Here is an 18774-nt window from a genome sequence, read left to right on the forward strand (position 1 = left end):
CCCTAAACTTCAGTTCTGGGCGGGGTATTTCTAGAACGAAATCTTTCTTTGTTTAATTTGATCATAAAAGGAGAAAATTAATATGGCATTGCCATTACTTCAATACAATCCAAGTAGTCAAAATCACCGAGTGGCCAGCTTTGGTGTTGCTGACCAAAATGAAGATACACCTTATATCTATCGCATTGAAGATGTTAGTTCTTACACTGACATGACAAACATCATTTGGGCTGCTTATCGCCAAGTTTTCAGTGAACATGAAATTCTCAAGTTTAACCGTCAAGGGACCTTAGAATCTCAACTCAAAAACGGTTCTTTGTCAGTTCGTGATTTTATTCGCGGTTTAGCTAAATCTGAAGCTTTCTATCGTTTGGTTGTTTCTGTTAACAACAACTACCGTTTAGTAGACATCACCCTCAAACGCTTATTGGGTCGTTGTGCTTACAATAAAAAGGAAGAAATTGCTTGGTCAATTGTTATTTGTAACAAGGGCTTTGGCGGTTTCGTTGATGCTTTATTAGATAGCGAAGAGTATACCCAAAACTTTGGTGATAATACCGTACCTTACCAACGCAAGCGGTTTGTAGATCGTCCTTTTAACTTGGTAACTCCTCGTTACGGTGCTGACTTCCAAGAAACAGCCGGTACAGTCAAAACCGACTGGCGCTTTACTTTGGAGAATTTCTATACTGCTAAAGCTAAAGCCAAGCGTCTGAAAGCAGGTGATCCCGGCAACTTTGAAGCTATGGCGGCTTCTGTATCTGGTAAAGGTAACTATGCTCAAAAGCTATCTTCTTTTGATATTGATTACCTGAATGCTGTTCCTTACCGTGGCAAACGCTAGTACCGCTAGGCGGAATTAAAAATTAATAATTAAAAATTAAAAGTTAACTTCCGCTGTTGTGTACTAAGTTTACCCAAAAATTTTTAATTTATAGGGTGCGTTAGGAAGATAATTCTTGACGCACTCTTAATTTTTTGTGCTGTTGCTCATGGTTTTTGTAAATAGGAGTTTTTTGCCTATTCTATGAAGATGTACCTTAAGTGAAATCTTCTATAACTCAATTAACTTAAAGCCCCAAATTTTCAAAACTGCGATCGCTATTTCTGGATCTATACCATCATAGGCTTCCCATTCAGACTGTGGATCTTTAGGATGCCCTTCACCTACGTAACCTGCAATTTTAATGATGGGAATATTCACTAAGTAATCACGTTCCATACCTTTAGGGAGAGCTAATTTAATTCTGCGACCCACAAACTTAGATGCACTAGATTCAGCTACAGATTCCCGAACTAAACAAATATCACCAGCAGTTCCCCAAGTAGTTTGGTAAATGTGGAGAAACGATATATAACTTTCTGGTTTGATGGATCTTTTGAGAACTTGCATTATCTAATCCTTATCCTTGTTTTCGACAATTTTATCTAAACTCTACCTGCTATATTCCAATTTCCTGCTTTTGACAGAATAAAACAAGGGGTTTGCACCCCTTGAGAGAGTTTAAAAAGTGAACCGTATTAGTGATCTACGCAGGTGTAAACTGTAAAGATACACCGTTCATACAGTAACGGAGACCAGTTGGTTTGGGTCCATCATTAAAAACATGGCCTAAATGTCCACCACAATTACTACAATGGACTTCAGTTCGGGTCATGAAAAATGTTCTATCTGTAGTAGTAGCGATCGCCCCCTCTATGGGTTTAAAAAAGCTTGGCCAGCCAGTACCACTATTAAACTTAGTATCAGCAGTAAACAAAGCCTGTCCACACCCAGCGCAGACATAAGTACCAGGTTCATATTGCTTATCGAGGGGACTGGTATGGGAGGGTTCTGTACCATGTTTCCGCAACACCCGAAACTGTTCTGGTGTGAGGATACTCTTCCACTCTTCCTCTGTTTTTGTCACTGCAAACTCTGTGTTAGAAAGTGCCATAGATTCTGAACTCCAATTGATATAATGGGAAAAAAAGGCTGTACCGACTAATAGGGTACTGATTTGTAAAAAATTGCGTTTGTCCATAATCTATTATTTGCTATTTTTCTCTTCCTTAGCCAAACAACTCCACAAGATTGATAAATTCTCTGACGAGAAATTGATGAAAATCACCTCAAAACATCTTGCTCCCTTGAAAAGAATATGTGATAATTCTAAAATAAATTTAAATATACGGTATCTCTATCGGATTATCGGCGTTTATGCAGGAGGTATATTCATATATGGTGTTGCTGAGTAAAAGTATGATTTTATTATGCCTACGGCACGCTGCGCGAACACGCAGAGACGCTCCAGGCGCAGAGAGTAAGAGTTTGAGAGATGGAATTTTCGACTTTCATACCCCAATTCACCAACGCCTCATATATTTGCTAATTAAATGTACAAATTGCACCTATCCCATCACAATTAATCAGTTACCCTGGAGTTGATCTTTACAACGACAAAACTAATGTGCCAACTGTTAGGAATGAACTGCAACGTACCCACAGACATTTGCTTTTCCTTTGAAGGTTTTTCTGCCAGAGGAGGAAAAACAGATGAACATAGTGATGGTTGGGGAATTGCCTTTTTTGAAGGTAAAGGATGTCGGATTTTTTTAGACGCTGAAGCTTCTATAGCGTCACCAATTGCCGATTTTATCCGTCAGTATCCCATTCATTCTACTCATGTGATAGCTCATATCCGCAAAGCCACTCAAGGTAAAATAGCCTTAGAAAACTGTCATCCTTTCCGTCGGGAACTTTGGGGTAGATATTGGGTATTTGCTCATAATGGTAATTTACCAGATTTTAACCCAGAAAATCATGGGGCTTTTCAACCTGTGGGCGCTACCGACAGCGAAAAAGCATTTTGCCTAATTCTTAATACTTTGCGATCGCATTTTCCCCAAGGACAACCATCATTAAAGGAACTCTACCAGACATTACATAAAATCACCAAAGAGATAGCAATTCTTGGATCTTTCAACTATATGTTATCAAATGGTCAGCATTTTTTCACCTATTGCTCAACCAAACTTTGCTACATTATTAGACAAGCACCCTTTGCTGCGGCGCATTTAATTGATGAAGAAATGACTGTAGATTTTAGCGAATTGACCACACCAAGCGATCGCGTTGCTGTCATTGTTACCACACCCCTAACCGATAACGAAGTTTGGACACAAATCCCACCGGGAGAGTTATTAATATTTCAGGATGGATTACCCCTAAAATTTGCCTGATTTTTGACAACTATTTTATTAATAAGAAAGAGCAAAATTCATCATTAAATCCAAAAAAAATCAAAGCTGGTTTTAATTCAGCGAAGGCATTGACTTATGATACATTAAAGTCACGGTCTATAAAATCCTGCATCCCTAAAAAATTTTATCTTCACCGCGACTTACAGCACTTCCCGATGTTATGAGGCACAAAAACCCCACCCCCAACCCCCTCCCGTATCAAAAGCTTATCCTTTTCTTCCCCCCGCTGCGGGGGGATTTAGGGGGTGCGATGAGGGGGCTAATATGTACCTCATAAGAGGGGAAAACTGCTGTCAGAATAATTAGACTTAATCAAGAATTGCTATATTTAGCGTCTTCCACCTTGAATTTTGTCAAAAATCGCACCATCAGCAAAGAACTTCTTCTGTACAGTACCCCAGCCTCCAATATCAGCTACAGTATAGAGTCGGGCAATATAAGGGAATTTATTTTTTACTTCTTTGGACACAGTAGGATCAACTGGACGAAAACCGACTTTAGCAAACTCACGTTGTGCTGCTGGAGTGAAAAGGAACTTGACAAAAGCTTCAGATACTTCACGATTTCCATGCTTATCAACATTTTTATCCACAACTGCGACAGGTCCTTCTATAGAAATATTAACTGGAGGAACTATGTAAGAAATATCTGTTTTTCCCTGTTGTGCAGCTAAAATGACTTCGTTTTCATAGTTTAGTAATACATCACCCTGACCTTTTTTGTAAAAAGCATCACTAGACTCCCGTGCATCTTTGGGTAATACAACCACATTCTTAAACACATTAGTAACGAATTTCAAAGCCTGGGTATCATTTCCACCATTTTTAACTATAGCACCCCACAAAGCTAGAAAATTCCATTTAGCTCCACCAGATGTCTTGGGGTTTGCGGTAACAATCTTAACGTCAGGTTTCGTTAAATCACTCCAATTCTTGATATTTTTGGGATTACCAGCCCGAGTTTCCAGCGCAACTACTGAACGGGTAACAATTGCGTTATTCGGAGATTCTTTTTCCCAACCTGGTTGAATCAAGCCGGCTTGTTCAATTTTTTTAATGTCTCCAGCCAATGCTAAGGCTACCACATCTGCGGCTAAACCATCAATAACAGCGCGGGTTTGAGAGCCAGAACCACCATAGCTTTCCCGAATTAGAACATCTTGACCTTTTTCTCTTTTCCATTTTGCCACAAAATCGGGAATGATTCTAGCGTAAGCTGCCTTGGTGACTGCGTAAGTAACTAAGGTAAGTTCAACTTTTTTACCACTTTGACTAATGAGTTGTGTTTTCTGGGCTGTACCTGCAAATACAGGTAGAATAGTGCTTATACTTAAACTTGTGGCTAAGAACAGCGTAGGAAAGAATGGCTTTGTTGTTGGTACTAATTTTTTAGTATTGGAAGAATTATCTGTCATGGGATGTCCTTAAATTGGCTTAAAAATAATCTACGGCATCTTTGTCAGGATACAGTATTTAACCTATCGAAAAGAGCTTACCAGATGTAATAAATAAAATCAATAGTTTTTGTACTTAAAAACAACTATTTTCCTATCGGATATTGTATGTATTTAATATTGCAGTTATTTTTTTGGTAATTTATTACTTGTAAAGCTTATATATTAAGTCTTTTGATAAACTAAATCTATTTTTGCTGCAAGTATTTGATTTAATTTATATATTATAAATAACTATTTAAGTAAGTATTTATATTTTGCAACCTCTATAAATACAATTGAAAATTGATACTTCTTTATTAGAGGCGTTGTAATTTGTCCTGAAACTGGTAAAATCACCATATTCCCTATCGTCAATATGCTGTTTTAAATGGCAATACCTTGTCCAAATCGAAAAAAGTCTTGATTTGTAGGTTGGATTGAGGTACGTTCACGTATCCCTGACGGGAGGCGTTAGCCATAGTGTGGCGATAGCTTGCGTGGCGACGTAGGAGCCATAGCCATAACCCAACAAATGTGTCGGGTTGCGCTGTCGCTTAACCCGACCTACAAAAAATGGACAAGGTATTGAAATGGCATTGACAATTATGTACTTGTGCGCTGAAGCATAATTGCAAGCTAAGAAATTAATTATCCGTAGTTTTACAGGAGGAAAAATAATGAATTTGTGGCAACAATTACGGAAAATATTACAACTGAGGTTTAGCCCCAATTCTCTCAAAGGCTTTGTCTCACTTGTTTTAGTAGGAACGGTATTGAGTGTATCTCTTGCTGCTTGTTCTGGGACAAACACCAGTAATGATACGGGTAAAAGCCAGAATGTAGAACTAACCCTTGTATCTTTTGCTGTCACTAAAGCTGCTCACGCTGCCATTATTCCCAAATTTGTGGAAAAATGGCAAAAGGAACATAACCAAACTGTAGTTTTCAAACAAAGCTATGGCGGGTCTGGTTCACAAACTCGTGCTGTAGTTGATGGTTTAGAAGCGGATGTTGTTCACCTAGCACTAGCTTTAGATACGCAAAAAATTGAGAAGGCGGGATTAATTCAAGCTGGGTGGGAGAAAAAATTTCCTAATAATGCTATTGTTTCTAAATCTGTCGCTGCTTTAGTAACTCGTGAAGGCAACCCTAAAGGTATTAAGAATTGGGCTGATTTAGCGAAAGATAATGTTAAGCTAATTACCGCAGATCCTAAAACTTCTGGGGTAGCGCGGTGGAATTTTCTCGCACTTTGGAATTCGGTCATTAAAACTGGTGGAGATGAAACAAAAGCCATTGAGTTTGTGACTAAGGTTTATAAAAATGTCCCTGTATTAACTAAAGATGCTCGTGAAGCTACAGACGCATTTTTTAAACAAGGACAAGGTGATGCTTTGATCAATTATGAAAATGAAATTGTTTTGGCCAAAGACAAGGGTGAAAAAACCAATTATATTCTTCCTGATGTGAATATCTCAATTGATAATCCTATTGCTGTTGTTGATAAAAATGTTGATAAACATGGTAATCGGGAGGTGGCGGAAGCTTTTGTTAAATACTTATTCACTCCAGAAGCACAACAGGAATTTGCAAAAGTAGGATTTCGCCCTGTTGATGAAACAGTAGCTAAGAGTAAAGAGTTTGCTGACAAATATCCCCAAATCAAAACTTTAGGTACAGTTAAAGAATTAGGCGGTTGGGATGCTGTTCAGAAAAAGTTCTTTGCTGAAGGGGCAATTTTTGACCAAATTCAAGCTAAAAATAAGCGGTAATTGACAAGCCCCTGAATTTTCTAAAAAACAACTAACAACTGATTAAATTATGGCTGTATCTTCTCCTGTACAAACTAATATTAAACCTTCGATTTGGAAGGTGTTTCTAGATAATTTGCTTCATCTTCCTTGGACTTGGCGAATTACTTTGGGATATCTAACTGTGATGTTATTTATTCCGATTATGGCCATGTTTCTCAAGGCTAGTACGGAATCTCCAGAGAAGTTTTGGGAAATTGCGACTAATGATTTAGCATTGGCGACTTATAACGTTACCTTTGTTACGTCTTTATTTGCAGCTTTGCTGAATGGTGTGTTTGGAACTTTGATTGCTTGGGTATTGGTGCGTTACGATTTTCCTTTGAAACGGATTATTGATGCGACTGTAGATTTACCATTTGCTTTGCCAACATCAGTAGCAGGTTTAACACTGGCAACAGTTTATAGTGATAATGGTTGGCTGGGTTCATTGTTAGCACCAATGGGGATTAAGGTATCCTTTACTCGGTTGGGAGTTGGGGTAGCAATGATATTTATATCTTTACCTTTTGTGGTGAGAACTGTCCAACCGGTACTGCAAGAAATGGAATCGGAAATTGAAGAGGCTGCTTGGAGTTTGGGTGCTTCCGAATGGCAAACTTTTTGGAAAGTGATTTTACCGCCTTTATTTCCGACAATTTTAACTGGTGTGGCTTTGGGTTTTTCCCGCGCTGTGGGAGAGTATGGTTCAACAGTAATTATTTCTTCTAATACACCATATAAAGATTTGATTGCACCTGTGTTAATTTTCCAACGGTTGGAACAATATGACTATTCCGGTGCAACTGTAATTGGTGTGGTTTTATTAGGAATTTCTTTGGTGATGTTGTTAGCAATTAATTTCTTACAAGCTTGGGCGAGAAGATATGACAATAGATAAAGTTAAAAGACAAAAAAAACAAAGTTGGGTGCCGGCGGTTTTAATTGGGATTGCGATCGCCTACCTATTTCTGGTTCAATATATTCCAGCTATTAATGTTTTTTTTGAAGCTTTCAAAAAGGGAACTGGACCATTTTTATCCAACCTGGCAAAACCGGAATTTCTCCATGCAGCTTGGTTAACTCTATTACTGGCTGCGATTTCCATCCCTGTAAATGCAGTATTTGGATTATGCGCGGCTTGGGCGATCGCTCGACATAAATTCCCTGGACGCGCTATAGTTCTCAGTATCATTGATTTACCCTTTTCCATCTCCCCAGTCGTCGCCGGGTTAATGATAGTCCTACTATACGGCAGACAGGGCTGGTTTGGTCCTTGGCTACAAGCACATAATATCCAAATTATCTTTGCTTTTCCAGGAATGGTAATGGCTACCGCCTTTGTGAGTATGCCTTTTGTCGCCAGAGAAGTAATTCCTATCTTAGAAGAATTTGGCAAAGATCAAGAAGAAGCCGCCAGAACATTAGGTGCAAACGATTGGCAAACTTTCTGGCGAGTAACTTTACCGAGTATTCGCTGGGGGTTACTCTACGGTTTAATCTTAACAAATGCCAGAGCAATGGGTGAATTTGGCGCAGTTTCTGTCGTATCTGGTAACATTGCTAATACAACCCAGAGTTTACCCTTATTCGTGGAAGATGCTTACAAACAATATGAAACTGAAGCTGCTTTTTCTGCGGCTGTATTGTTAGCATTTCTAGCCGTAATCACCTTGATACTCAAGGAAATTCTAGAACGCAAAACCCAGATTAAAGAAGTTGAATAATGGGTAATAGGTAATGGGTAATTTTTAGACAGATATAAAATTACATCTTAGGAGTTGTTATGAGCAGTGAAAATACCCTGATAAACAAGCGAATTCGCATCAGAATCACTCAAGATCATCATCAAGAACCTGTTATTTCTCGCCTAGTTTCCGAATACGGCTTAACAGTAAATATCAAAGCTGCAATTCTCGGACAAAATGCTGTAGGTGATGGTTGGTTTGACTTAGATTTACAAGGAACAGAAACACAAATTCAAAATGGGTTAAATTATTTGCAAGAATTGAAATTGCAGGTTTGGGATGAGAATAGTATTAGTGATTGGTAAAAAAAATTGCCGGCCAGATTCAGCAATAGATCCAAGCAATCAGGGCTATTTCATTCTTATTTAGCAGTTTATAGTCCGTTTTGACGGAATTTATTTATTAGCCCTGTTCGCGTAGCGTTTCCGTAGGCTACTTCAGTTCAGGGCGAATTATGTTTAGAATGAAATAACCCTGGTTTAATAATTACTCATCTGTAAAATAATCGGAATCTATTTTTTTAATCTCATAAATAGAAACTGTGGAAACACCCACATGATTATCAATCATTAATTGGGCTAATTCTTGTCCATCTATTAACACTATTTTACTATCTATAATAGATACATATTCTCTAGCTTCTTGGGAAAATCTAGAAGTAGTGATAAAAACACCTTTTCTTGCTCTTTGTCCATGTAAAGCCCCGACAAACTTTTGAATTTCTGGTCTACCAACAACAGTATTATCCCATCTTTTCGCTTGAATATAAACAATATCTAAACCTAATTTATCTTCTTTAATTATCCCATCAATTCCCCCATCACCACTTTTACCAATTGCTCTCCCAGCATCACGTCTTGAACCACCATAACCCATTTTTACAAGTAAATCTACCACTAATCTTTCAAAAAAATCAGGTGAACAACTTTTCACCCGATTAAGTAACTCTAACTCTAATTCCTTTCTAATTTTTTGATATCCAAATTCTATAGATTCTTGGGGTGTAGTTTCCGATATTTCTATAATTTCCGGTTCTGATTTATCATTATCTTTTTTAGTAGTTTTAAATTCTATAAACTCTGGGAATTGATTAAGAAACTTGAGATTAATTTCTGATGGATTTTGAATTAATATATCCCTACCTCTGTCAGTAATTTGAAAAAACCCTCTCTTTGGAGAAATAAATAAACCTGCCTTTTTCAAATAAGTTCTCGCCCAACCTACTCTATTATCAAAAACCGCTTGTTGTCCACTAGATAATAATTCTTTTCTTTCTTCATCACTTAAATTAAAAACATCAGCTAAATATGTAATAGCCTCTCTTAAAGAATGTTCCTTACCATCACTTGCATATTGCAATAAAGGGAGCATAATAGTTTGAAAATCAGGAATAGTCATTTTCCACAACTTAATGTATTACTTTTTTATACCATACTCTTGTATTTTTTTGCAGTATTTTTATATCACCGCACCAAAGAAATATATTATAATAAATATAAAAGATAAAAAACTGACAACATAATTTATAACTTTATGAATAAATCACATCGTCCCCCAATTCTTAAACCTAATGAAACATACACATTTCGTAAGTATTTTGAGTTAAGGTTTGCACCTGCGGATATTTTACAAGAATTAGGCGTTAATTTAACCAGAGGAACAATTAATTTTCCAATAAACAATGATAAATTCACTCGATTAGTTAATCTCAAAGAACGATTAGAAGAAGCAATTCAAAGAGTTAGTTTAACAAGTGAAGCTGCAAGAAGAGAAGTTTTAATTGCGCCAATTCTCTTAGAAGTTGCACATATTACTGAATCTAAAATTAATATTGAATATCCCATTGAAATAAATCAATTTTTGCGAGGTGATTTAGATTATTACTTGCAATCTCAACATCAGGTTTTAGTTGTAGAGGCAAAACACGCAGATTTAACACGAGGATTTACTCAACTTGCAGTTGAATTAATTGCTTTAGATCAATGGATTGAAGGAGATGAACCAATATTATATGGTGCTGTAACAACTGGAGAGATTTGGCAATTTGGAAGTTTTCAACGAGAAAATAAACTCATAACTCAGGACTTAATGTTATATCGAGTTCCAACTGATTTAGAAATATTAATGCAAATTTTAGTAGGAACTCTTACCCAAAATTAATAAATGTAACTTTCTAACTTCTTCCTTTGCGTGAGAATTTAATTAAACCCCCTACTAAAATATAGCAGAGGGAATAATCAAACCTTACACCTGTGGTTGAAAAGTCGAAGTAACGTGCAACTCCTTCAGTGTTTATAACTTATCCATAATGTCTTGGTATTTAAGCGGCGGTTTAAAAGTTGAAGCAACGTGCAACTCCTTCAACTGTTTTGCGTCCACATTTGCAGGAGCATCTGTTAACAAACAACGAGCTTGTTGAGTCTTAGGAAAAGCAATCACATCACGAATAGATTCCTCTCCAGATAACAACATTACCAAACGATCTACACCGTAAGCAATACCACCATGAGGAGGAGTTCCATATTCAAAAGCTTCCAACAAAAAGCCAAATTTACTTTGTGCTTCTTCCGTTGATAAACCAATAGCTGCAAACACCTGTTCTTGAACTTCTCGCTGATAAATTCGCAAACTTCCCCCACCAACTTCAAACCCATTTAAAACCAAATCATAAGCTTGAGCGCGGGCGGTCTTTAAATCATTGATATCATCAGGATGAGGTGCTGTAAATGGGTGATGTAATGCTTCTAGCCGGTTTTCACCTGCATTCCATTCAAACATGGGAAATTCTGTCACCCACAGGAAGTTAATCTTATCTTTTTCAATTAACTTAAATTCCTTAGCCACAAATTGACGAATTCTGTCCAAAGTTTTATTCACAGTGGACCTATCAGCAGCCGCAAATAATAACAAATGTCCAGCTTTTGCACCTGTTCTGGTTAAGATTTCCTGCTTTTGTTCCGGTGTCAAATTATCTTTAATTGCGCCAATAGTATCAATTTCACCATTTTCTCGGACACGAATATAAGCTAAACCTTTCGCTCCAGCTTCTGCGGCTTCCCGGAAAATATCGCCACCTGGTTTAATGCGAACATTAGAAATTGCATCGTTACCGTTAGGAATGGGGAGAATTTTAACGATACCACCGTTAGAAATAGCTTCTCGAAAAACTTTGAAACCGGAATCTTTTAAAATGTCAGAAACATCAACTAATTCTAAACCGTAGCGGGTATCTGGTTTATCACTTCCGTAACGGTTCATAGCTTCCGCGTAAGGAAGACGAGGAAAAGGACGAGGTAAATCAATTCCTTTAACGGTTTTGAAAATATGACAAACTAACTTTTCGTTAAGTTCGATAATTTCATCTTCAGACATGAAACTCATTTCCATGTCTAATTGGGTAAATTCCGGTTGTCTGTCAGCCCGTAGATCTTCATCGCGGAAACATCGCGCAATTTGATAGTATCTATCCATTCCCGATACCATCAATAATTGTTTGAATAGTTGCGGTGATTGCGGTAAAGCAAACCATTCACCTTCATTGACGCGACTGGGAAGAATGTAATCTCGCGCCCCTTCGGGAGTAGAACGGGTAAGAATGGGGGTTTCAATTTCGATAAACCCTTCTAAGTCTTCCAGGTAGCGCCGCATGGCTTTGATGACTTGGTGACGCAATTGCATATTTTGCGCCATGCGTTCCCGTCGTAAGTCCAAATAACGATATTTTAACCGCAAATCTTCCCTGACTGTTTCCGTGTCTGCGGTGGAAACTTGGAAAGGTAACTGTTTACGGACGGCGTTGAGGAGTTCTATTTTATCAGCATAGATTTCGACTTCGCCTGTGGGTAGCCGGGGATTTAGAGATTCTGGGGGACGTTGGGTAACTCTACCGGTGATTGCCACAACGTATTCATTGCGGAGTGTGTTAGCTTGTTCGTAGGAGTCTGGGGTGCGCTGGGGGTCGCTGACGATTTGGACAATACCAGAGCGATCGCGCAAATCTAAGAATATCACACCACCGTGATCGCGGCGACGGTCTACCCATCCGTAAAAGGTAACAGTTTCACCAATATGTTCTTTTCGGAGTTCGCCGCAATAGTGAGTTCGCATAATTGTTAGTTCTTTGGTTCCGGGCTAGGTTGGGTAAATGTCAAGGCTTTCCCATTATCTAGCATCAATTGTCATTGTAGTAGTTTTAGTTCTGGAAAAATCAGTTATTTTAGCTTTGGCTTCAGGACGTTGGGTTACTCTACCGGTGATTGCTACAACGTATTTATTTCGGAACTTGTGTGTAACCGTAGATCAGAGACGGGGGAAGTGATCAGGGCGATTTCCTTTCTACAGGTTAAAAAATTTATTGACACCCGCTAATTAAATATGTATACTCAAAGTATATACATTGACCTAAGTTGTGAAGAGTGTTTGACTGGAGAAAACCTCAAGTTTAGTCCTGTAGATTTCTAACAAAATATTGGGAGATAACTATGACAACAGTTGTGGCAAAATGGGGAAACAGTTTAGCGATTCGGATTCCCAGATCCGTAGCTGAACAAGCGCAAGTAACGGAAGGGATAGCGATAAATTTTAGTGTGGAAGGTAACAGGATTGTGATTACACCACAAAAAAGAAAAAAATATACCCTGGATGAGTTGCTTGAAGGTATGACTCCTGATAAATTTCATCCTGAATTTGAAACTGGAAACGCTGTGGGGAATGAAGATTGGTAGTTAATTCTTATTTTCCCAATCGAGGAGATATTGTTAAATTAGAATTTGGGAACACACAAAGATTTACTGCTGATTCGATTAAGCGTGCATTTTCCCTGCAAGCGTCAGGAATGTCTTTTGATGATATTGCTAAGACATTAAATAACGAATTGCAACAACTTGGGCGTGAACAAATCGGCTATCGTCCTGTTCTTGTTATATCTCCAATTAAATATAATCGAATGGCTTCTTTAGTTCTAGTGTGTCCTATAAATAGCAATCCAAAAGGGCTGAGTTTTGAAGTTCCACTTGTTGAGGGAATGAAAACAAAAGGAGTTGTGTTAGCTGACCAAATTAAAACACTAGATTGGAGAGCTAGAAAGGTAAAATTTGTTGAAAGTGTTACCCAAGATTTAATAGAAGAAGTACAAGCGAAACTTGAAACATTAATTTTATAAATCGCGCCTACGCGGACTCACGGAATTTAACCCACGAAGGTGGGTTTCGTCTGTGTAGCTGCGGTTTCTAACCGCCATTTTAACAGATATAATGGAAAGTATTATTCAAGATTAGTCAAGAGGTATGAATCATGACTGCTGTAACTTTACAAATACCACAATCATTAAAATTCACAGATGATGAATTTGTGGAAATAGTCGCTGCTAATAAAGATTTGCGTTTAGAATTATCACATCAAGGGGAATTAACTATTATGTCACCAACTGGAGGAGAAACAGGAAATCGTAATTTTGAAATGTGTTTTGATTTAGGGTATTGGAATCGCCAAAATAATTTAGGAAAAGCTTTCGATTCTTCCACAGGTTTTAAATTACCTAATGGTGCTACCCGTTCCCCAGATGTGTCTTGGATTAAAATAGAAAGATGGAATGTACTCACACCAGAACAAAGAAAAAAGTTTTTGCCTTTATGTCCCGATTTTGTGATTGAGTTAGTTTCTGAAAGTGATGATTTAGCAGATACTCAAGCAAAAATGCAGGAATTTATAGCCAATGGTTTACGTTTAGGGTGGTTAATTAATCCTAAAACCAAACAAGTAGAAATTTATCGTCAAAATCAAGAAATAGAAGTTTTACAATCTCCTATAAGTTTATCTGGAGAAGATGTATTACCAGGTTTTATTTTAGATTTACAGCCAATTTTTCTTTAAGTCTATATTTCAAGTTCCAGTTACTACACAGGCAAAACTCATCATTAAGATTTTTTGTTGAAACTCTTCTTGTGACATTTTATTTATATCCTTAGTTAATCAAAATTTTAGAACAACTATAACTGCTGCTCTTTTTGGGCGAAAGAATGAAAGATAACACATCTTATTTTTTATACACCAGTTGTTGCTGAAATATCAATTAACCAGCGAACAGTTTGCGGGAAAGCAATCACAATTAATAACACAATAAACTGTAAAACTATAAAAGGAATCGCACTTTTATGAATATCTAATGTACTCACTTCTTTAGGAGCAACACTTTGTAAATAAAACAAAGAAAATCCCACAGGTGGAGAAATAAATGCGGTTTGTAAATTCACTGCCATAACCACACCAAACCACACCATATCAATATGTAAAGCTTGGGCTGCTGGCACAAATAAAGGCATAGCAATAAAGCAAATTTCAATAAATTCTAAAAAAGCTCCTAAAATAAAAATCACGATATTACTAACAATTAAAAAACCCCAATATCCTCCAGGTAAACCTACTAATAAATTAGTAATCAGAGTTTTGCCACCCAAAGCATCAAACACCAAACTAAACATCGAAGAACAGAATAAAATCATCACCACCAAAGCTGTAATTACTGCGGTAGAATGGGCAGCATCACGAATTAATTGTGGTGTCAGACGTTTATTAAAAGCAGCCAGAATAGAAGCCCCAACAGCACCTACAGCCCCCGCTTCGGTGGGAGTAGCTACACCAAAGAAAATGCTACCTAACACTGCAAAAATTAAAATAATTGGCGGAACAACAGCTTTGAAAATTTGTTTAATTAATTGAGTACCTTGAGGAATTACCACATCATCAGGGATAAGTGGCACTTTTTCCGGTTGAAAAAAAGCTAGTCCTAAAATATAGAGAATATAGGAAGTAGATAACATTAATCCGGGAATTAATGCCCCTAAAAATAAATCTCCCACAGAAACACCAATTTGATCACTGAGAATAACTAAAACTAAACTGGGAGGAATTAACTGGGCTAAAGTACCAGAAGCAATAATTACTCCTGAAGCTAATTTTTTATCATAGCCATAGCGTAACATTAGCGGTAATGATAACATTCCCATCACAATTACTGTGGCGGCTACAACTCCAGTTGTGGCTGCTAAAACAGTTCCTACTAAGACAACTGCTAAAGCTAATCCTCCCCGAACACGACTTAAAATAATGCCGATAGTTTCTAATAATTCTTCAGCTAATCCTGACTTTTCTAGAACTGCGCCCAAAAACACAAAGAAGGGAATAGCAAGTAAGGTAAAATTCGACATTGTGCCAAACCAACTATTAGGTAATAGGAGAAGACGCGCCGGATTAAAAGCCCCAACTGCTGTACCAATAAGTCCAAAAACAATGGCTGTGCCGGCGAAAGAAAAAGCGACAGGGAAGCCACTCATGAGAATAAAGAAAAAGCCGACAAACATTAAAACTGCTAACCATTCAAAACCCATATTTTCCCCTATTCAATATTGATATTTTCTGAAGTTTCTAAACGAATTTGTTCCGCTACTTGTTGATAGCCTAGTAATACTGCTAAATATTTAATTGCTTGAGAAATACTTTGTAAAAGCAGCAATAATAAGGCTATAGGAACCATTGTTTTAATTGGGGCGCGGGGTAAACCATTAGCATCAGAAGATATTTCCCAAGTTCCCCAACTACCATCACTTAATCTCCCCCAAGATTGTAAAACTGGATTGATTGTCACCCAAATGCCAAGTAGACAAAAGGGAATTAAAAATAAAACTGTTCCCACAAAGTCAACTAAGGCGCGTTTTTTTTCACTCATATTAGTATAGAGAAAATCAACCCGGACATTTTCTCCATGACGTAAAATATAAACGAAGCCGAATAAGAATGTGAGAGAAAATAAATACCATTGCAGTTCTAATAAGGCATTAGAAGACAATTGTACGCCAATAAAGCGACCCATATAACGGGCGACAACATTGAAAAAACCGACTCCAATTGTCAGCAAAACCAGCCAATTCGATAACCATCCCAATTTATCAGCACCATTGTCAATAAACTGCGAAAATTTTAATAGCTTACTGATGAAAGCAAATCTTTTTGAGTGACGCATAGAACATAATAAATTAAAGGCAAGACTTGAGAATACAGTCAGCCATTCAGCCAGGGAATAAATTCCCTGTCTAATAGCTCAAGTCTGTTAAAACAGACTCAGAAATTTCCCCAGTGTTTTTATCTCGTTATCTCGTTCCCAGTCTCTGACTGGGAATGCCCTGACGGAGGCTCTGCCTCTGCTGTTATTGAAGGCAGAGCCTTCTGGAATTCATTCCCATACAGAGTATGGGAACGAGAAAAACTTTAGTGAATTTTTACTATTAATTCATCAATTGTTCCACCTCCAAAATATCCAAATTTGTCAATTGTGCCACTTGTTCTATGGACATTCCATTCTGTAACAACTTAATAGCAACTTGTCTTAATTGCAATTCAGCTTGTTCTGCACGTTGTTTTTCTTGTTCTGCAATTTGTTCTATTTCATCTGCTCTTTGTTGTGTAATTATTACCATTTCCTGAGAAGTGGGAAATAATTCACCATCCAAAGTTGCCCAGCGTAACCAAGTGGCATCAACGCCTCTATAATTACCTTCCCAACGCACTAAAGCTAAATTTAAAACTTTGCTTACCAATTGATTTTTCTCATTTAGAGCAATCTGTTGATATGCACCACTATTCAGATCAAAACCTGCAAAATCATTGGGGTTAAACGGGTCATACCAAAAATATTCAGAAACCCGCATTTGATTTTGATAAATCAGTTTTTTCTGATTTTTATCATTGTTAGCTGTGGTTTCTGAAAGTAATTCAATTACCACGTCTGGGGGTTTTCCTTCTTCCCAAACTACCCAAGAAAGTCTTTCTGTTTTCGGCACACCTAAAACAGCAAAAAAATCTGGACCGCGAAAATCTTGATTTTTTAATTGTGCTAAACTGTAGTAAACAAACATATTGCCACCTACATATCCATCAGTCCTTTGATCTAACCAAGGCTGAATGGTATCAATTAAAATATCCATTTGTAATTTATGTCTTTGTGTCTCCATGGGGATACCATCATCACAAGGAAGTTCTGCCTGGGTGGGTGGCAGTTTAATGCTAGGTTCAGCCAAAACAGTTTCTAACATAGCCGTTAAATTTAGTTAGAAATTACTTAATATTTTTATACTAATCTGAAATGATCAGCAATTGGCAAAATTATAAGAAATAATAAGTTTTAAGTGTATCAGCACCATAGAATCAAACTGTACAAGGAAAAGTAAACAAGTCTAAAACCTTTTTTCCCCGTGCCTAATCTCCACGAAAAATTTTAACATCAACCTACCCTGTAGTGGCTAAAATTTTACAGGATTATGATATTGTAGGTAAATCTTACTAATATTCATTTTTATGAAACGTCGAGCTATTGTTAACAGATTATCTCAAAGTGCGATCGCTGCCACCGGAGTAGCAATTGTTGGTGGTTGTCAAAAGGCACAAAATCAAGCCGCTACAGGTCAAACTGATACAAGTAACCTACCGACCGTTAAATGGCAAATGGCTACAAGTTGGCCATTGTCTTTAGAAACTATTTTTGGCGGAGCGCAGGTTTTAGCAGAGCGCGTCAAATTTCTCACTAACGGGAAATTTATCATCGAACCCCGTGCGGCTGGAGAGATAGCCCCCGGTTTAGAAGTTCTCAATGTGGTTTCCCAAGGTGCAGTCCAAGCCGGACATACTGCTGCTTATTACTACATTGGTAAAAGTCCCGCTCTAGGATTTGGTACATCAGTACCATTTGGACTTAATGCCCAACAACAAAACGCTTGGTTATATGAAGGCGGAGGTTTAACCAAACTGCGGGAAATTTACGCCAGCAAATTCAATGTGATTCAATTTCCTGCGGGAAATACGGGGACACAAATGGGGGGATGGTTTCGCAACGAAGTCAAAACACTTAATGATCTCAAGGGCTTAAAAATGCGGATTCCCGGTTTAGGGGGGCAAGTTATGGCTAAATTGGGAGTAACGGTACAGACTCTTCCTGGTGGGGAAATTTTCCAAGCCTTACAAACAGGTGCTATTGACGCGGCTGAGTGGGTGGGACCCTATGATGATGAAAAATTGGGTTTAAATAAAGTCGCTAAATTTTATTATTATCCAGGTTGGTGGGAACCAGGTCCAACTTTAGAAGTACAAGTTAATTTAGACGAATGGAAAAAGTTACCAGCTCAATACCAAGCAGCTTTAGAAACTGCTGCATATCAGTCGAATACAACAATGTTAGCTCGTTATGATGCTCGTAATGGTGAAGCATTGGAAAGACTATTAAAAACAGGTACTCAAGTGCGTGCTTATAGTCAAGAAATTTTGGAAGCAGCGGAAAAAGCCTCTTTTGCTTTATATGATGAATTTGCGGCTAAAGATGCTGATTTTAAAGCTGTTTATGAACAATGGAAACCCTTTAGAGATCGGATGTATGCGTGGAATAATCTTAATGAAGGCAGTTTAACTCGTTATGCCTATGGGAAGCTGAAAGCGGGGAGTTGAGAGTGATTTGAAATCTCCGTAGAGACGTTCCATGGAACGTCTCTACAAAGGTTATGGGAAACGCACTACT

At 37.7% G+C, this 18774-nt stretch carries 19 protein-coding genes; 11 read left to right on the forward strand and 8 right to left on the reverse strand.

Annotated features, from left to right (window positions below; all coding sequences use genetic code 11):
* Positions 1–82: 82 nt before the first annotated feature.
* On the forward strand, positions 83–844 hold the full coding sequence (locus AA650_RS07330; RefSeq protein ID WP_027402206.1) for a phycobilisome rod-core linker polypeptide: 762 nt from the start codon (positions 83–85) through the stop codon (positions 842–844).
* A 210-nt stretch (positions 845–1054) separates the two neighbouring features.
* On the opposite strand, the gene AA650_RS07335 is transcribed toward AA650_RS07330, so the two are convergent.
* Both AA650_RS07335 and msrB read right to left on the reverse strand, forming a co-directional pair.
* On the reverse strand, positions 1055–1393 hold the full coding sequence (locus AA650_RS07335) for a hypothetical protein (RefSeq protein ID WP_039200904.1): 339 nt from the start codon (positions 1391–1393) through the stop codon (positions 1055–1057).
* 136 nt (positions 1394–1529) lie between these two features.
* Complete coding sequence (gene msrB / locus AA650_RS07340; protein ID WP_053538526.1) at positions 1530–2024, reverse strand: peptide-methionine (R)-S-oxide reductase MsrB; 495 nt, start codon at positions 2022–2024, stop codon at positions 1530–1532.
* A 424-nt stretch (positions 2025–2448) separates the two neighbouring features.
* Here msrB and AA650_RS07345 point away from each other — a divergent pair, with 424 nt between their 5' ends.
* The gene (locus AA650_RS07345; RefSeq protein WP_053538527.1) at positions 2449–3222 is read left to right on the forward strand and encodes a class II glutamine amidotransferase; all 774 of its coding nucleotides are present in this window, start codon (positions 2449–2451) and stop codon (positions 3220–3222) included.
* Between the two features lie 349 nt (positions 3223–3571).
* On the opposite strand, the gene AA650_RS07350 is transcribed toward AA650_RS07345, so the two are convergent.
* Positions 3572–4657: a sulfate ABC transporter substrate-binding protein gene (locus AA650_RS07350; protein WP_199924398.1), complete on the reverse strand. Its 1086-nt coding sequence runs from the start codon at positions 4655–4657 to the stop codon at positions 3572–3574.
* A 698-nt stretch (positions 4658–5355) separates the two neighbouring features.
* Here AA650_RS07350 and AA650_RS07355 point away from each other — a divergent pair.
* From AA650_RS07355 to AA650_RS07370, 4 genes are read left to right on the forward strand one after another with little or no spacing between them, the layout of a single operon-like run.
* A complete protein-coding gene (locus AA650_RS07355) occupies positions 5356–6450 on the forward strand; it encodes a sulfate ABC transporter substrate-binding protein (protein ID WP_053541215.1) in 1095 nt (364 codons plus the stop codon).
* A 49-nt stretch (positions 6451–6499) separates the two neighbouring features.
* Positions 6500–7369: a sulfate ABC transporter permease subunit CysT gene (cysT, locus tag AA650_RS07360; protein WP_053538528.1), complete on the forward strand. Its 870-nt coding sequence runs from the start codon at positions 6500–6502 to the stop codon at positions 7367–7369.
* The gene (cysW, locus tag AA650_RS07365) at positions 7356–8195 is read left to right on the forward strand and encodes a sulfate ABC transporter permease subunit CysW (protein ID WP_039199228.1); all 840 of its coding nucleotides are present in this window, start codon (positions 7356–7358) and stop codon (positions 8193–8195) included. The genes cysT and cysW overlap by 14 nt, the downstream gene beginning before the upstream one ends.
* A gap of 59 nt (positions 8196–8254) precedes the next feature.
* Positions 8255–8521, forward strand: a complete 267-nt coding sequence (locus tag AA650_RS07370) for an NIL domain-containing protein (RefSeq protein WP_039199230.1) — start codon at positions 8255–8257, stop codon at positions 8519–8521.
* A 181-nt stretch (positions 8522–8702) separates the two neighbouring features.
* Here the strand turns inward: AA650_RS07370 and AA650_RS07375 are convergent, their stop codons facing one another.
* Positions 8703–9614 (reverse strand): restriction endonuclease, encoded by a 912-nt coding sequence (locus tag AA650_RS07375; RefSeq protein ID WP_053538529.1) that lies wholly within the window; start codon positions 9612–9614, stop codon positions 8703–8705.
* 135 nt (positions 9615–9749) lie between these two features.
* On the opposite strand from AA650_RS07375, the gene AA650_RS07380 reads away from it, so the two are divergent.
* On the forward strand, positions 9750–10376 hold the full coding sequence (locus AA650_RS07380) for a hypothetical protein (protein ID WP_053538530.1): 627 nt from the start codon (positions 9750–9752) through the stop codon (positions 10374–10376).
* 132 nt (positions 10377–10508) lie between these two features.
* Here the strand turns inward: AA650_RS07380 and aspS are convergent, their stop codons facing one another.
* Positions 10509–12323 (reverse strand): aspartate--tRNA ligase, encoded by a 1815-nt coding sequence (gene aspS / locus AA650_RS07385; RefSeq protein ID WP_053538531.1) that lies wholly within the window; start codon positions 12321–12323, stop codon positions 10509–10511.
* Between the two features lie 374 nt (positions 12324–12697).
* Between aspS and AA650_RS07390 the strand changes: the two genes are divergently transcribed.
* The 3 genes from AA650_RS07390 (at position 12698) to AA650_RS07400 (ending at position 14087) form a co-directional block, all read left to right on the forward strand.
* The gene (locus AA650_RS07390; protein ID WP_027402219.1) at positions 12698–12940 is read left to right on the forward strand and encodes an AbrB/MazE/SpoVT family DNA-binding domain-containing protein; all 243 of its coding nucleotides are present in this window, start codon (positions 12698–12700) and stop codon (positions 12938–12940) included.
* A complete protein-coding gene (locus AA650_RS07395; RefSeq protein ID WP_053538532.1) occupies positions 12934–13377 on the forward strand; it encodes a type II toxin-antitoxin system PemK/MazF family toxin in 444 nt (147 codons plus the stop codon). Before AA650_RS07390 ends, AA650_RS07395 begins: the two co-directional genes overlap by 7 nt.
* Before the next feature lie 131 nt (positions 13378–13508).
* Positions 13509–14087, forward strand: coding sequence for a Uma2 family endonuclease (locus AA650_RS07400; RefSeq protein ID WP_053538533.1), 579 nt, complete (start codon positions 13509–13511; stop codon positions 14085–14087).
* A 170-nt stretch (positions 14088–14257) separates the two neighbouring features.
* On the opposite strand, the gene AA650_RS07405 is transcribed toward AA650_RS07400, so the two are convergent.
* From AA650_RS07405 to AA650_RS07415, 3 genes are all read right to left on the reverse strand, one after another.
* A complete protein-coding gene (locus tag AA650_RS07405) occupies positions 14258–15601 on the reverse strand; it encodes a TRAP transporter large permease (RefSeq protein ID WP_053538534.1) in 1344 nt (447 codons plus the stop codon).
* Positions 15602–15609: 8 nt separating this feature from the next.
* Positions 15610–16233, reverse strand: a complete 624-nt coding sequence (locus AA650_RS07410) for a TRAP transporter small permease subunit (protein ID WP_053538535.1) — start codon at positions 16231–16233, stop codon at positions 15610–15612.
* A 262-nt stretch (positions 16234–16495) separates the two neighbouring features.
* Entirely contained in the window at positions 16496–17302 is an 807-nt protein-coding gene (locus AA650_RS07415; protein ID WP_053538536.1) for a Uma2 family endonuclease, read from the reverse strand.
* 262 nt (positions 17303–17564) lie between these two features.
* Here AA650_RS07415 and AA650_RS07420 point away from each other — a divergent pair, with 262 nt between their 5' ends.
* Positions 17565–18704: a TRAP transporter substrate-binding protein gene (locus AA650_RS07420; protein ID WP_053538537.1), complete on the forward strand. Its 1140-nt coding sequence runs from the start codon at positions 17565–17567 to the stop codon at positions 18702–18704.
* The last annotated feature ends 70 nt before the right edge of the window (positions 18705–18774 follow it).

It is taken from the genome of Anabaena sp. WA102, assembly GCF_001277295.1.
GTDB lineage: Bacteria > Cyanobacteriota > Cyanobacteriia > Cyanobacteriales > Nostocaceae > Dolichospermum > Dolichospermum heterosporum.

Coding starts and splice junctions, on each gene's coding strand:
- AA650_RS07355 (WP_053541215.1), top strand. CDS start 5,356: ATGAATTTGTGGCAACAATTACGGAAAATATTACAACTGAGGTTTAGC.
- AA650_RS07400 (WP_053538533.1), top strand. CDS start 13,509: ATGACTGCTGTAACTTTACAAATACCACAATCATTAAAATTCACAGAT.
- cysT (WP_053538528.1), top strand. CDS start 6,500: ATGGCTGTATCTTCTCCTGTACAAACTAATATTAAACCTTCGATTTGG.
- AA650_RS07330 (WP_027402206.1), top strand. CDS start 83: ATGGCATTGCCATTACTTCAATACAATCCAAGTAGTCAAAATCACCGA.
- AA650_RS07420 (WP_053538537.1), top strand. CDS start 17,565: ATGAAACGTCGAGCTATTGTTAACAGATTATCTCAAAGTGCGATCGCT.
- AA650_RS07380 (WP_053538530.1), top strand. CDS start 9,750: ATGAATAAATCACATCGTCCCCCAATTCTTAAACCTAATGAAACATAC.
- AA650_RS07410 (WP_053538535.1), bottom strand. CDS start 16,233: ATGCGTCACTCAAAAAGATTTGCTTTCATCAGTAAGCTATTAAAATTT.
- AA650_RS07350 (WP_199924398.1), bottom strand. CDS start 4,657: ATGACAGATAATTCTTCCAATACTAAAAAATTAGTACCAACAACAAAG.
- AA650_RS07405 (WP_053538534.1), bottom strand. CDS start 15,601: ATGGGTTTTGAATGGTTAGCAGTTTTAATGTTTGTCGGCTTTTTCTTT.
- AA650_RS07370 (WP_039199230.1), top strand. CDS start 8,255: ATGAGCAGTGAAAATACCCTGATAAACAAGCGAATTCGCATCAGAATC.
- AA650_RS07415 (WP_053538536.1), bottom strand. CDS start 17,302: ATGTTAGAAACTGTTTTGGCTGAACCTAGCATTAAACTGCCACCCACC.
- AA650_RS07390 (WP_027402219.1), top strand. CDS start 12,698: ATGACAACAGTTGTGGCAAAATGGGGAAACAGTTTAGCGATTCGGATT.
- cysW (WP_039199228.1), top strand. CDS start 7,356: ATGACAATAGATAAAGTTAAAAGACAAAAAAAACAAAGTTGGGTGCCG.
- AA650_RS07375 (WP_053538529.1), bottom strand. CDS start 9,614: ATGACTATTCCTGATTTTCAAACTATTATGCTCCCTTTATTGCAATAT.
- AA650_RS07345 (WP_053538527.1), top strand. CDS start 2,449: ATGTGCCAACTGTTAGGAATGAACTGCAACGTACCCACAGACATTTGC.
- AA650_RS07335 (WP_039200904.1), bottom strand. CDS start 1,393: ATGCAAGTTCTCAAAAGATCCATCAAACCAGAAAGTTATATATCGTTT.
- aspS (WP_053538531.1), bottom strand. CDS start 12,323: ATGCGAACTCACTATTGCGGCGAACTCCGAAAAGAACATATTGGTGAA.
- msrB (WP_053538526.1), bottom strand. CDS start 2,024: ATGGACAAACGCAATTTTTTACAAATCAGTACCCTATTAGTCGGTACA.